General features: G+C 39.4%; 9 protein-coding genes. 4 read left to right on the forward strand and 5 right to left on the reverse strand.

Translation table 11 applies throughout. The features are described 5' to 3' along the window. The 3 genes from AC07M3_RS13560 to AC07M3_RS13570 all read left to right on the forward strand — a co-directional run. On the forward strand, nucleotides 1-5,016 hold a 5,016-nt coding region (locus AC07M3_RS13560), incomplete at its 5' end, for a BapA/Bap/LapF family large adhesin (protein WP_494567543.1). A gap of 144 nt (nucleotides 5,017-5,160) precedes the next feature. Continuing rightward, nucleotides 5,161-6,816 (forward strand): glycoside hydrolase family protein, encoded by a 1,656-nt coding sequence (locus AC07M3_RS13565; protein WP_494567544.1) that lies wholly within the window; start codon nucleotides 5,161-5,163, stop codon nucleotides 6,814-6,816. After that, nucleotides 6,813-8,543 (forward strand): CapA family protein, encoded by a 1,731-nt coding sequence (locus tag AC07M3_RS13570; protein WP_494567545.1) that lies wholly within the window; start codon nucleotides 6,813-6,815, stop codon nucleotides 8,541-8,543. The genes AC07M3_RS13565 and AC07M3_RS13570 overlap by 4 nt, the downstream gene beginning before the upstream one ends. 6 nt (nucleotides 8,544-8,549) lie before the next feature. Here AC07M3_RS13570 and AC07M3_RS13575 read toward each other — a convergent pair whose 3' ends face one another. Further along, the gene (locus AC07M3_RS13575) at nucleotides 8,550-9,269 is read right to left on the reverse strand and encodes a zinc metalloprotease (protein WP_494567546.1); all 720 of its coding nucleotides are present in this window, start codon (nucleotides 9,267-9,269) and stop codon (nucleotides 8,550-8,552) included. A gap of 81 nt (nucleotides 9,270-9,350) precedes the next feature. Between AC07M3_RS13575 and AC07M3_RS13580 the strand changes: the two genes are divergently transcribed. Beyond that, complete coding sequence (locus AC07M3_RS13580) at nucleotides 9,351-9,680, forward strand: MGMT family protein (protein WP_307011713.1); 330 nt, start codon at nucleotides 9,351-9,353, stop codon at nucleotides 9,678-9,680. A gap of 73 nt (nucleotides 9,681-9,753) precedes the next feature. Here AC07M3_RS13580 and AC07M3_RS13585 read toward each other — a convergent pair whose 3' ends face one another. From AC07M3_RS13585 to carB, 4 genes are all read right to left on the reverse strand, one after another. Further along, entirely contained in the window at nucleotides 9,754-10,191 is a 438-nt protein-coding gene (locus AC07M3_RS13585; RefSeq protein ID WP_494567547.1) for a universal stress protein, read from the reverse strand. A 123-nt stretch (nucleotides 10,192-10,314) separates the two neighbouring features. Beyond that, nucleotides 10,315-10,947 carry a CatB-related O-acetyltransferase gene (locus tag AC07M3_RS13590; protein ID WP_494567548.1) on the reverse strand — a complete coding sequence of 211 codons (633 nt, stop codon included), beginning with the start codon at nucleotides 10,945-10,947 and terminating at the stop codon, nucleotides 10,315-10,317. A 74-nt stretch (nucleotides 10,948-11,021) separates the two neighbouring features. Further along, nucleotides 11,022-11,498, reverse strand: a complete 477-nt coding sequence (gene greA, locus AC07M3_RS13595) for a transcription elongation factor GreA (protein ID WP_003650066.1) — start codon at nucleotides 11,496-11,498, stop codon at nucleotides 11,022-11,024. A gap of 87 nt (nucleotides 11,499-11,585) precedes the next feature. Next, nucleotides 11,586-14,816, reverse strand: a complete 3,231-nt coding sequence (carB, locus tag AC07M3_RS13600; protein ID WP_005038712.1) for a carbamoyl-phosphate synthase large subunit — start codon at nucleotides 14,814-14,816, stop codon at nucleotides 11,586-11,588. Nucleotide 14,817: the final 1 nt, after the last annotated feature.

A 14,817-nucleotide genomic window follows, 5' to 3' on the forward strand; every position in this document is an offset into this window, starting at 1 on the left:
GACATCACGGTAGTAGGCGGTACATTGACTGGCCTGACTACGACTGACAACATCACCTGGACAGCAGTGTTCACACCAGATGGCACAGGCACAGCACCAAGCATTGCGGTGGCTGACGGTAGCTACACAGATACTGTGGGCAACCTCGGTACAGGCGATGTACTTGATGGTACAGACGGCTTCGTTGTAGACATCGTTCCACCAACGCTTGCGATCACGACTGATGACCTAGCTCTTGCGGCTGGTGAAACAGCGAACATTAGCTTCACATTCAGTGAAGCGGTTACAGGCTTTGATGTGAGTGATATCACCCTAGTAGGCGGTACATTAGGTGCATTGACTACGACTGACAACATCACTTGGACAGCAGTGTTCACACCAGATGGCACAGGCACGGCACCAAGCATTACTGTGGCTGATAATACTTACACAGACCTTGCAGGTAACTTGGGTACAGGCGATGTACTTGATGGTACAGACGGCTTTGTTGTAGACATTGTTCCGCCAACACTTGCGATTACGACTGATGATCTAGCTCTTGCAGCTGGTGAAACAGCGAACATTAGCTTCACATTCAGTGAAGCGGTTACAGGCTTTGATGCAAGTGATATCACCCTAGTAGGCGGTACATTAGGTGCATTGACTACGACTGACAACATTACTTGGACAGCAGTGTTCACACCAGATGGTACAGGCACGGCACCAAGTATTACTGTGGCTGATAATACTTATACAGACCTTGCAGGTAACTTGGGTACAGGTGATGTACTCGATGGTACAGACGGTTTTGTGGTAGATATTGTTCCACCAACGCTTGCGATCACGACTGATGACCTAGCTCTTGCAGCTGGTGAAACAGCGAATATTAGCTTCACATTCAGTGAAGCAGTGACAGGTTTTGATGCAAATGACATCACTCTTATTGGCGGTACGTTGAGTGCATTGGTTACAACTGACAACATCACCTGGACAGCAGTGTTCACACCAGATGGTACAGGCACAGCACCAAGCATTAGTGTGGCTAATGGTACTTATACAGATCTTGCTGGTAACTTGGGTACAGGTGATGTACTCGATGGTACAGACGGCTTTATCGTTGATATTATTGCGCCAGTAGTCGGCTTCACAAATGTAACTACTAATGATGATACGCCACCATTAACTGGTACGATTGATGATCCTACTGCGACTGTTGTAGTGACTGTTGATGGCTTGAACTATAATGCGACCAATAACGGTGACGGTACTTGGACGCTTGCGGACAATACACTTCCTTCATTAATCGATGGTCCACATACTGTAAGTGTAACTGCAACAGACCCTGCGGGTAATGTATCGATTCCTGCAACTGGTACGGTAACAATTAGTTCGTCTAGTATCTTGGCCTTTGATAACACTGATACAGCCGTACTTGCTCCTCAACCATTACTTGTACAAGATGATGCCTCTTTAGGTAGCGAAACTTACCTAGCCTTGGTTTCACTTGCTGGACTTGATTTACAGCTTGGTTCTGAAGCAATTGATTTTACAGTGGGTGCTGGTCAAGAAGGCAACGCGACATTTACCTATAGTGCATTGCTTGGTGCAGATGTTTTATCCGATTACTCATTGGTACTACAAAAACTAGACCCAATAACGGGTGATTGGACCTCTGTTTACGGTGGTGGTGAAGCTGATATTCTAGATTTAACTCTGCTAGGTGGAACTCCGAGTGTAGTTATTGATGGATTAGAAGAAGGTCAATACCGTGCATTCATGACTTATAACGGTCTTCTAGGCATCGGTTTACTTGGTACCTTAACAGGTACAATGGATGTCTATGATACGACACAAGTAGGTGGATACTACACCGAAGTTGCCGATGGTAATGTTATTACTGATATCAATACCAGTGGTGAAATAGACATCGTAACTTCTACGACTGTAGTTACAGCGGTAAATGGTCAGCCTGTTACAGCGGTAGATACAGTGATTAACGGGTTGTATGGTACTTTGGTAATTGATCCAGACGGTACATACACTTACACACCTAACTTAGATTCCGCTGGAGTTGGTCAAACAGATGTGTTTGTCTACACATTAACTGATCCTCTGACTGGTGATACTGCTCAAGCAAATCTCAATATTCAATTGAGCTCTGTGAAAGCGGTAGACAATGTAGTAACGGCAGAAATTAACCCAGAGCCATTGCTTGTTGCAGATGATGTAGCTCTTGGAGATGCGTCTTACCTTGCAGCCGTATCGTTGGCTGGTCTGGATTTACAATTGCTTGGTAACGAGGCAATTGAATTTACTGTTGATCCAAACCGTGAAGGTACAGCAACGTTCACATTCGATGCTTTACTCACTGTCGATTTACTCAGTGATTATGCGATTGTTGTTCAGAAGTTTGATGAAGCAACAGGAGAATGGGTATCTATTGGTGGAACTAATCCAGAAGCTTCTCTCATTGATCTATCACTCATCGGCGGTACACCAACAGCCGTGCTTGAAGGATTGGATGCTGGTCAGTACCGTGCATTTATCGGATATGAAGGTTTGCTAGGCATAGGCTTAGGCGGAACATTAACTGGTACGATGGATGTCTATAATCCATACATCGTGGCTGGTTACTCTGTTGAACCGATCTCTGGTAATGTCATCAAAGATGCAAGCCTCACTGGTGAAGTTGATGCGGCAAGCAGCAGTGCTGTCATCTCTGAAGTGAATGGTATTGCTGTTGATCCAACAGCTGGTGCAACAATTGTTGGTACTTACGGTACCTTGGTGATCGATCAAGATGGTAACTACACATATACACCAACTGTGAATGGGGCAAACCTCGGTCAGGTAGATCAATTTACCTACACCTTGCTTGATCCTGTAACAGGTAACACTTCTGAGGCAACACTTTATGTTCGTCTCGATAGTGACAGTGTAGATATGACTTGGAACGATGCAGATCCATCTCAACCAGCTGTAATTACTAGTCCGCTTCCAGTAGATGCGATGGATAACGTTGCTTCAGCTGAAATAGACATGGTGTATCCAGTAACAACTGAGGTACTTGATAATGCGATCAGCTATAACTGGTTACTCGGTGTAGGTGGAATCGTTATCGGTTCTAGAGAAGGTACAGCTACATTTACAGTTGACCCAGGTAACCTTACTGATGCCATTATTGCAGTGAACTTCGGTTCGGTTGCAACAGTTATTGATGGTTTACATGTGGTATTAACACGAGTAAATCCAGACGGCACTCGTACAGTAGTTGCTGACAGTTCTGATACTGGTGTGATTGATTTGTTAGGTATCTTTGGTTCGGAAGTTCAATTCAAGATTGATAACTTAAGTGCTGGTACTTATGAATTGTTCATGGAAAGCAACACACTTCTAACAGCTCTAGGTAGTGTTACAGCAGATATCACACTAAATCATGGTGATATTACTCAGCCTCCAGTACTAGTTGTTGATCCTGTCACTGGTAATGTACTCGCTGATGATAACTCGGCAGTTTACGGTACAAACTATGTACCAGACTACATTACGACAACTTCAGTAGTAACTACAGTTACAGCTGAAAATGGTAATACAGAGGCGGTTGTAGTTGGTACTCCGACAGCGATCGTAGGTGCATATGGCAGCTTGATTATCAATTCAGACGGCAGCTATAGCTATCAAGCAACTGCAAATATGGCGAATGTAGGTAAAGTTGATAGCTTCACTTACACAGTCACAGACCCAGTTACTGGTAGAACTGATACAGCCACATTACATGTTCAAGTGGGTTCACCAGATGTTGATGTAACTTGGAATACAGCAGATCCATCGGCAGACGCTACACTTCCGACACCTGCTGTAACAGCTGATATAGATGATGCAACGATCAGTATGTCACCAGTGGTAGATCCACTTGTGGATGTGGTAAGTGGTAATGTGACCATCGGTAACTTGGTTGGTTTCCCAATTCCACTTCCTGTACTCAGCAGTACGGTAACGTCGGATCAATTTGTGATTGCTGCTAATACAGTAAGCGATGTACATGTACAGTTGAACTACACTGCATCATTAAGCTTGTCTGCTTTCCCAACAACTGGATATACAATTCAGCAGTTCGTTGGTGGAACATGGGTTGATACTGCATATTCAGGTTCTGCAACTGCCTTGGCAGGTGTACTCGGTGCTCCGGCATTCTCGGCAGATGTACCACATTTGACGGCGGGTACTTATCGAGTTGTATTCAGTTTATCAAGTGTGCTTTCACTAGGTGTGGTAACTCTAGACTCTGTAGTGACAACTACAGCGACTCATCTAGACCAATACACACCAGATGGTCAAACAGACTGGATTACTGGCAACGTACTTACTAATGATGTCGTAGAAGGTACTCAGCTCTATGTACTGAACTCAACAACTGGCACATATGAGCTAGCTGCTGGTCAAGGAGTGAATACGGGTGAAGGCACATTGTATCTATACAATGATGGCTCTTACTTCTACAAACCATTAGACAGTGCTGCTAATGCGACAGTTGATGTGATTGATTACAAGTTAGTTTCGGTGATTGATGGTAGTGAATATCCTTCTTCATTGACGATTAACTTGAGTCAAGAGTTGAATAGCCTTGCAGTAAGTACTGCGGCAAATGATACATTTGCTCTTGGTAATGGCTCTGATACCTTGATCTACAACACATTAACAGCTGCAAGTGTCACTAACGCAACTGGTGGTAACACAACAGGTGGTGGTGTAGATACATGGACTGACTTCCATGTAGGTAATACTGCAACTGATGATCAGGCTGATAAGATTGACTTGAGTAACTTGTTAATTGGTTCTCAATCTAACTTAACAATCGGTCAATATGTGTCAGTAAGCTACGATGCGGGTACGCAAACTGCGACAATCAGCGTAGACCGTGATGGTGGAGTACTTATTGAAGGTACTTACACTGAAACACCATTGCTTCAATTGACTAACCTCACAGGTCCAGTCACATTGAATGACTTGATCAACAATGGTCAAATCATTTTCTAATCTGACAATCGACTTATAGAAAAAAGAGCCTTCGGGCTCTTTTTTTATGTTTAAACAATACGTTAACTTTGCTTTTAGAAGGGGCATGATATGATGCTTGATTGGCACTTTATAGAACAACAAACAATCAGGGACTGAATTCGAGTGACGGCATTTTTAAACTTCCAAAGACAACTGAACCTTTGGTTAGAACAAGTTGTTCAGCATGTTCCGAGTCTTAAACAGGATATTATTTTATTTTTATCTTATGGCCCTAAAGACCAAAGATGTAGCGTATGGCACAGTGAGAAAACAGATTTAGAGTCTGCTAAAAAACAATTATTAGATTTTATTAATGACCAGTTTGCACAGGCACCACTTGCTGATTATATAAAAATCGATATCGCATATAATTTAGCGAAACAAGCTTGGAAGGAAATAGAGCAGCAGGTCCACCATCAATTTCACAACAACCATTACCGTAAAGGCATTGGCTTTGATGAACACTGTTCAGTGGCTTTTCTTGAACAAGAGATCTATGGAAAAGCAATTATTCGAGGCTTGAGCTACGACAAGCCGAACTTCTTTGATGAAATCAATTTGAATTATGCAATTAAGCAAAAATATAACGCTACAAAACTACAGATTAAACTACAAGAGTTGCAAGACATTTGGACTTTTGATACCTACGCAGGATTTTATGAAAATGGGCAATTCATTAATTTAGCGAGTCGCTCTGATGTAAATGGTATTAGAGGAATATCAAACAATAAGAAACAGCATTTTCAGCGGCTAATTGAACAAAATTCGGTATTCCTGCATAGCCAGATTCAAGAAAATGGCAAATTTATTTATGGTTATTTTTCTGCCTATGATCGGGACATTCGTAACTATAATACGGTACGTCACTGTACCTCGGCGTATGCCTTAATAGAAACATTTGAGGTGCAAAATAAGCCTGAATATTGGCCTAAAATTCATGCCGCGATTCACTATGCACTGACCAACTTTTATAAAGAAAAAGATTCATCAACCGCTTTTATGATTGATGGTAAAGAAGGAGAATTGGAAATTAAACTGGGTGCCAATGCGGCAGCTATTTTAATGCTAACAAAATATCAAGAAATTACTCAAAAAACTGATTATCAAAAATATGCAGAGAAACTCGCAAATGGTATTTTAAAGCTAGTAGATTCAAATGGCTCAACAACTCATGTATTAAATTATCCTAACTATGATTTAAAAGAAAAATTTAGAATTATTTATTATGATGGGGAAGCTGCTTTAGCTTTATTACGTTTATACCAAATTAACCAAGATTCTAGATTATTAGAAACAGTTAAGTTAATGTTTGAATGTTTTATTGAAAAAAGATATGAAAAATATCATGATCATTGGTTAAGTTATTGTACCAATGAACTCACTAAAATATGCCCAGAAGATAAATATTTTATTTTTGGTCTAAATAATTATTTAAAACATTTTATTTTTATTCGAAATCGAAAAACAACATATGCAACTTTGTTAGAGATGTTAATGGCTGCTTATAAAATGGTGAGTCGTTTAAAAGAGCAGGGACGCACAGCACTTTTTGAGCAATCTTATATGTCTGAGCTTCAAAAACTAATTGAGTTTAGAGCAGATTTTCAAACTACAGGATTTTTTTATCCGGAAATGGCCATGTATATGGCACGGCCAGATAAAATCTTGCATGCATTTTATATTCGACATGACCGTTTTCGAGTAAGGATTGATGACCAAGAACATAATTTGTCGGGTTATATCGCCTATGTAAAAGATTACAAGGGTGATGAGCCATGAAATATCAACCCGTTGAGATCAAGTTATTAGCACATGTCGGCACTACAAGTTTTGATGAAACTTTATGGCAATTCGAATTTGATGATGATATTTCAACATTATTGCTTATTGACTATGCTCTAGAGCAATTTCAGCAAAAAAATATACAGGCTCAAGATGTCTATGTCATGCCTGAACAGCTATCTGAGCAACTAGGTCAGCAAAATCTAGGTTTAAAGCCTTCTGAACATTACACCTTTATTGAACTATTACAGTTCTTAATTTTTACTCAAGCTGCAGATGTAAAAAATGCTTTAAGCAATATGCTTTGCGGTACAAATGAGCAAGCATATTTAGCTTTATTAAAAAGAGCTGATATCTATCACTTAAATTTTAAAAAAGAGGGTACACGAAATCAGCTAAAACATTTGTTTTTATTAGTCAAAAATATTTATACCTATCCAGCTGAAATCAGAAAAGTTTTCTTTATTAAAGAGCTTATTTTTAAAGGAAAGTCTTATCATCCACAGACGCCATTAATGGCTCAATCAGTTGTAACGGTATTATATCTTTCTAACTCGTTTAGAAAAATTTATCTCACGTTTTTTGAAGAAAACCAGACCATCGGTTTCTTTTCATTTTTAGATGATATTCATCGAATTGAACATTTGGTTCCTTACTATCACTGCTTTCAAGAGCAGAACGTAAAACCTAAAGTTTGCTCTACTCAAAGTGGCATGATCAACATTTTTGGAGATACTTATTTTGGGGAGAGCTATACAGAAAAGCGTAAGTCTAAGGGGCAAAAAGATGCTCTACAACAATATGGATACAGCTATTCATTCGAAAAAATAAAAGCCTTTTTAGGTGAAAATGACTTGAATATTGCTAACTTTGAAGCAGTATTTTCTTTAGAAGATCAGTCACCATTAGCGCGTAAAAAGCCGTTTATTCTTAAAGCTGAGGCTGAAAAAACATTAGCAGAATTTAAGAATATTCACCTTAACCATGTTGTGTTGGCCAATAATCATCTAAAAGATCATGGTGATCGCGGATTAGCTTATACATTACAGCAATTTGATCAGGCCAATATTTCTTATATTGGCGCAGGATTGAACCAAAAAGATGCCCATAGCTACTTTGAAATCGCTTTTAATAACAAGCATTACGCTATTTTTAATGGCTATTGGCACAGAGATACAGCCTATTTAGATTATGATTTTTACGCTTTAGCGCATAAGAGTGGAGTGGCCTGTCTAAATGGAGTTTTAATTGAACAAATAAGCCGTTATAAGTTGGCTCATCCTCACCATAAAGTCATTGTTATTTGTCATTGGGGCGTTGATTTTAAACCTATTACAAAAGAACAAAATAAACTCGCCAATATTTTAACCCAAGCGGGGGCCGATCTTGTTATTGGGCATGGTGCGCACACTATTCAACCTATTCAACCTATTCATCAAAAGCCTGTAGTATTTGGTATTGGCAATGCAGTTTTTAATAGTAACGGTGAATATGAAGAGCACAATGCTCTACCATATGGATGTATAGCACGGCTAGATTTGTCAAAAGATCGCCTGCGTTTATATCCGATCTATACCAATAATTTGAAAACATTTTGGCAGCCGTATCCTGTCAATGAGGAAGATTTTTCAAAGATCAGCAGTTATATGACTTCATTACTTTCCCATGAAAATTATAGTTTGGCTCAAGATGAATTAGGCTTTTATGTAGAGCTTGGTTTTTAAAATATGTTAAGGATAACTTTGATAATTCGATAAAATTGTTTGAAGTTGTACAGGTGTAAAGCCTAAATTCCTTAATCCACCACTACCGCGTTTACATTCAGCACTCGCCATAATATTTGTTGGAGTCCGTTTTGTAGCATTCGGTGCGCAAACATGTTTTAGACCAAATACATGTCCCATTTCATGCACGCTACCAGCTTGAATATTATAATTTAAACGATTCCAGTCTAATAAAATAAAGGGTTCGCCATTGTTGCGAAAAGCTCTGCTTGTAACGTCTTCAAATTTCCATTTAGGTGAGTATGCATCGTAAATAAAAATAATGACTTCTTTACTTGCTGTGCGTTTTGGAAAACAGGTCTTTATGCTTGTCGGAATCGTTTCGAGGGAAATAGGATAGGGCTGATTAATTTGCTGCTTTAAATCGCAATGTAATTTTGAAAAATCTTCGTAAGAGATATAACGGTTTAATTTGAACTTAAAGATTTTATTGTTTTTATCATCTACATAATATTTATTTAATATTTTAATTTCTTTCCGCATTTGTTGGTAATTATCAAACTTTACAGCTTCCGGAGAATCAGTGGTAAAAACGAAAGTGACTGGAACAATAGGGCGGCCATCTATAGATACTTTAGGTACTTCTCTTGAAGGAAGAATAGGGGGGCGAGTAGTACAAGAAACACATAGTAAAGTTCCAGTGACTACCAGTATGGTTTTTTTCATGTAAATGTCCCTCAAACCTACCTTGGATTACATTTAATTTTAGTCAGATTTTTTTATATGATATAAATAATGTCAATTTTTATGGAGTCCATTTTGACAACTCAGTATGAACTACATCGGCAGATTTTAGAAGTCATTGCTTTGATTCCTTACGGAAAAGTTGCAACTTATGGGCAGGTGGCTCGTATGGCAGGGTTACCTAAACATGCGAGGCTGGTGGGCTATGTTTTGAAACATCTTGAAGCAGATCATCAAGTTCCGTGGTATCGCGTTATTAATTCTCAAGGCAAAATTAGCCTAAGTAAATTTAATGAAAAGGGGGAAAATGTTCAACAGTTAAAGCTGGAAGCTGAAGGCGTCTATTTGTTAAATGGCAAAGTAAACTTAAAGCAATTTGTTTGGCAGCCTTAAATTGACTTAAGGGCTATTTATTTAAAAATAATTGCCTAAATTATTAGAATTAACAAAATAGGCAATATGGAAGTTATCGAACAATCAAAACAGGAATATGACTTTCGCCTAAGACTTTTTGTGCAACGCTACCCAGTACAAGTTTTCGGACACCTGTACGACCATGTGAACCCATCACGATCAGATCTGCATTTAAGTCTTGAGCAGCCTGAATAATTTCTTCATGCACCACAAAACCTTCAAGCAGTTTAGTTTCAACAGGAATGCCTTCTTCGGCAAATTTTTGTTTTGCTTGTTCTAAAATATCGAGCAAATAAGTTCGTGTGCGTTCAATCAAATCATTAGTTTGACCCGTTTTTACATATACGTCTGCAATAAACGGGTCAAGTGCCATAACTTGTACAACCGTAATTTTGCTATTTAGCGCTTTTCCCAGTTTGATCGCCTCTTTCATGGCGATCATAGAAGTTTCAGAACCGTCAATTGGTACAAGAATATCTTGATATAACATGGGTGTTTTCCTTATTGTAATGATGTTTATTTATGCAATACTTTATACTTATTTTTTGACGATTTAAATTCAAGCACGTAATCATTTGTGACTTTATAACAATAAATTTTTCTAGATAAACTTTTATAGATTTCGCAAATTTTCTATATGTGTAGATAAAGCAGCTATATCATCAGTTTGCAAATATTCACGTATTTTTAGAATCTGCTTTTCATCTAAATCATACAGTTTTAAAGCAAGCAGTTTATCGATTTGTTCTTGAGGAAAGCGATATTTAATAATTTTCGCAGGCACGCCACCTACAATTGCATAAGGTGGAACATCTTTAGTTACTACAGCTCCAGTTGCAACCACTGCACCTTCACCAAGTTTGACACCTTGCATGATCATTGCCCGGCTACCAATCCAGCAACCATCAGAAATAACAGTGTCACCAGCAGCTAAAAAGCTACGCGTATCAAAAGGAAAAGTCGAAATCCAGTCTGGTCTATGAAGTTGGTTACCACCCATCATAATTACGCATTCAGCGCCAAAACAAACAAAATTACCAATATAAAGTTGGTCAATCGGTTTGTCAGGTGTCGAGGCTTTGTCATGTAAATAACGTACGACACAACGTTCAAAACCTTGGTCCCAATAGGCTGAATAATATGAATAATGACCTTTAATATGGATATTTGGGTTTTTAACAGTTTTGGAAATAAACTCAAATTCACACCAATGACGAACTGGGGTGTTAATTAAAGAAGTATCCATTTGTGATTTCCCAAAAATATATCAATGGTATTGAATAAAAACCCCTCATAAAGAGGGGTTAGTTGTGTATTATCTTAGAGATATTCTACACTTACGATTTCATATTCGACTTCGCCTTGAGGAGTCACGATTTTTACTTCATCGCCTTCACTCTTACTCAAAAGACCACGTGCGATTGGTGAGTTCACAGAGATTTTATTAATTTTAAAATCTGCTTCGTCATCGCCTACAATTTTATAAGTCTTACGTTCTTCAGTATCAAGATTTTCAATGGTGACAGTCACACCAAATACAACACGACCATTTTGCTCAAGTGTTTTGACATCAATTTCTTGAACTGCACCGAGTTTACCTTCGATATCCTGAATACGTCCTTCACAGAAACCTTGCTGTTCACGAGCAGCATGATATTCAGCATTTTCCTTTAAATCACCGTGCTCACGTGCTTCAGCAATCGCCTGGATAATACGTGGGCGTTCAACAGATTTTAAATGTTGTAATTCTTTCTCTAAGGCAATTTTACCTTCAGGGGTCATTGGATAGCGTTGCATTTTGGTCCCTCTTAATTTGAGAAAACACAGTTAAAAAAATGAAAAAATCCCGCCACCGATAAGGTGACGGGACTTATCGGTAACAAATTAACCTACAGTTAAATCTTGCAAGCGGTATACATCCATTGGCAATTTCACAGCAAAGGCTTGGCAAACAGCTTCTGCACCATTGATAGTCGTTGTGTAATACACTTTGCCTTGTAGGGCAGCACGACGAATCATTGCAGAGTCATATTGAGCCTGTTTACCTTCAGTGGTATTGACAATAAGGTGTATTTCACCATTTTTCAAGCGGTCAACAATATGTGGACGACCTTCAGTTACTTTATTCACAGATTCACATTCTAAACCTGCTTCTTTAAGCACTTGGTATGTACCACCTGTTGCAATAAGCTTGAAGCCATATGCAGCTAATTTCTTAGCGATATCTGCAATATATTTCTTGTCAGATTCACGTACTGATAAGAAAGCATGTTTTACTTCGCCTTCAGTTGGTAAACCTGGTAAGCGTTCATTTGAGCCTAAAACAGCTTTATAGAATGCTTCACCAAATGTTTTACCTACGCCCATTACTTCACCTGTAGATTTCATCTCAGGTCCAAGCATTGGATCTACGCCTTGGAATTTAGCGAATGGGAAAACAGCTTCTTTCACAGCAAAGTGTGTTGGAATGATTTCTTTAGTAAATCCTTGAGATTCAAGTGATTGACCAGCCATACAACGTGCAGCTACTTTTGCTAAAGAATCACCAATACATTTCGATACGAATGGAACTGTACGTGAAGCACGTGGGTTAACTTCAAGAATGTAAACATCATCGCCTTTAACTGCGAACTGAACATTCATCAAACCAACCACACCAAGTTCTTTTGCCATCGCAACAGTTTGACGACGCATTTCATCCTGAATTTCTTTTGATAAAGAATAAGGAGGAATTGAACATGCTGAGTCACCTGAGTGAATACCAGCTTGTTCGATGTGCTGCATAATACCGCCGATCACAACGTCTTTACCGTCAGATACACAGTCAACATCAACTTCAGTTGCATCATCTAGGAAGCGGTCAAGAAGGACAGGGGCTTCGTTAGATGCCTGAACTGCTTCACGAAGGTAACGTTTAAGTTCTTCTTCGTTATACACGATTTCCATTGCACGACCACCTAATACATAAGATGGGCGAACAACTAACGGATAACCTACTTTTGCAGCTTCAGAGATACCTTCTTCAGCAGATTTTACAATGCTGTTGTTTGGTTGACGAAGCTGTAAACGTTGGATCATTTGCTGGAAACGTTCACGGTCTTCTGCACGGTCAATTGCATCTGGTGATGTACCAATAATTGGTGTACCAGCTTCTTCTAAAGCACGTGCCAATTTAAGAGGAGTTTGACCACCGTACTGTACGATTACACCTTTAGGCTTCTCTGTACGTACAATTTCAAGCACATCTTCAAGTGTTACAGGTTCGAAGTATAGACGGTCAGATGTGTCATAGTCGGTAGAAACAGTTTCAGGGTTACAGTTAACCATGATTGTTTCATAACCATCTTCACGCATAGCAAGCGCCGCGTGTACACAGCAGTAGTCAAATTCGATACCTTGACCAATACGGTTTGGACCACCACCAATCACCATGATCTTGTCACGATTTGATGGGTTTGCTTCACACTCTTCATCGTAAGTTGAATACATGTATGCAGTACCAGATTCAAACTCGGCAGCACATGTATCAACACGTTTGTAAACTGGATAAACACCCAAATTCCATCGTTGTTTACGGAATTGCTTTTGTGAAATACCCATGAGGTCAGCAATACGCAGGTCAGATAAACCTTTGCGTTTGAAAGCACGGATATTGTCAGCGTTTAAGTCACCAAAACCTAGAGCTTTTACTTCAGCTTCAGTTTTAACGATGTCTTGAATTTGAATGAGGAACCAACGGTCAATTTTGGTTGCTTCAAACACTTCATCTAAAGAGAAGCCATGACGGAAAGCATCTGCTACATACCAGATACGCTCAGGGCCTGGAACTTTAAGCTCTTTTAAGATGGTTTCTTTTGCATTTGTTGCACCAGCTTCGATTTTTTCATCAAAACCGCTTACACCAACTTCAAGACCACGTAATGCTTTTTGTACAGATTCCTGGAAGTTACGGCCAATAGCCATTACTTCACCAACAGATTTCATCTGAGTGGTTAATACAGGTTCTGCTTGTGGGAATTTCTCGAAGTTAAAACGAGGAATCTTCGTTACAACATAGTCAATCGATGGTTCGAAGCTTGCAGGAGTCACGCCACCAGTGATGTCATTTTTCAATTCATCAAGGGTATAACCAACAGCAAGTTTTGCTGCGATTTTTGCGATTGGGAAACCTGTTGCTTTAGAAGCAAGAGCAGATGAACGAGATACACGAGGGTTCATCTCGATGACAACCATACGTCCATCTTTCGGGTTAATACCGAATTGAACGTTAGAACCACCTGTTTCAACACCAATTTCACGAAGAACTGCAACCGAAGCATTACGCATCAATTGATATTCTTTGTCTGTTAATGTCTGAGCAGGAGCAACGGTAATTGAGTCACCAGTGTGAACGCCCATTGGATCGAAGTTTTCGATAGCACATACGATAATACAGTTGTCGTTTTTGTCACGAACAACTTCCATTTCGTACTCTTTCCAACCAATTAAAGATTCATCGATCAATAACTGGTGAGTAGGAGAGAGGTCAAAACCACGTTCACAAATTTCAAGGAATTCTTCGCGGTTATATGCAATACCACCGCCCGAACCACCCATTGTAAATGATGGACGAATAATTACAGGAAAACCAAAGCGCGACTGGATTGTTAAAGCTTCTTCCATTGTTTCAGCAATGGCAGCTTTTGGACATTCCAAGCCAATTTTACGCATAGCGATATCGAAGAGTTTACGATCTTCGGCTTTCTCAATCGCTTCTTTGCTTGCACCAATTAATTCAACATTATATTTAGCAAGAACGCCGTGCTCATCCAGTGCGAGGGCACAGTTCAATGCAGTTTGACCACCCATAGTTGGTAATACTGCATCTGGACGTTCTTTTTCAATAATCTGTGCAACTGTTTGCCAAGTAATCGGCTCAATATAAGTTGCATCAGCCATTGAAGGATCTGTCATGATGGTTGCTGGATTAGAGTTAACCAAAATAACACGATAGCCTTCTTCACGAAGTGCTTTACACGCTTGAGCACCTGAGTAGTCAAACTCACATGCTTGTCCAATCACAATCGGGCCAGCACCAATAATTAAGATGCTTTTAATATCCGTACGTTTAGGCATT

This window comes from Acinetobacter sp. GW821-FHT09D10 (assembly GCF_059416285.1).

Excerpts from the sequence above, each read along its gene's own strand:
- AC07M3_RS13570 (WP_494567545.1), top strand. The coding sequence starts at position 6,813 with ATGAAATATCAACCCGTTGAGATCAAGTTATTAGCACATGTCGGCACT.
- AC07M3_RS13575 (WP_494567546.1), bottom strand. The coding sequence starts at position 9,269 with ATGAAAAAAACCATACTGGTAGTCACTGGAACTTTACTATGTGTTTCT.
- AC07M3_RS13580 (WP_307011713.1), top strand. The coding sequence starts at position 9,351 with ATGGAGTCCATTTTGACAACTCAGTATGAACTACATCGGCAGATTTTA.
- AC07M3_RS13585 (WP_494567547.1), bottom strand. The coding sequence starts at position 10,191 with ATGTTATATCAAGATATTCTTGTACCAATTGACGGTTCTGAAACTTCT.
- AC07M3_RS13590 (WP_494567548.1), bottom strand. The coding sequence starts at position 10,947 with ATGGATACTTCTTTAATTAACACCCCAGTTCGTCATTGGTGTGAATTT.
- greA (WP_003650066.1), bottom strand. The coding sequence starts at position 11,498 with ATGCAACGCTATCCAATGACCCCTGAAGGTAAAATTGCCTTAGAGAAA.
- carB (WP_005038712.1), bottom strand. The coding sequence starts at position 14,816 with ATGCCTAAACGTACGGATATTAAAAGCATCTTAATTATTGGTGCTGGC.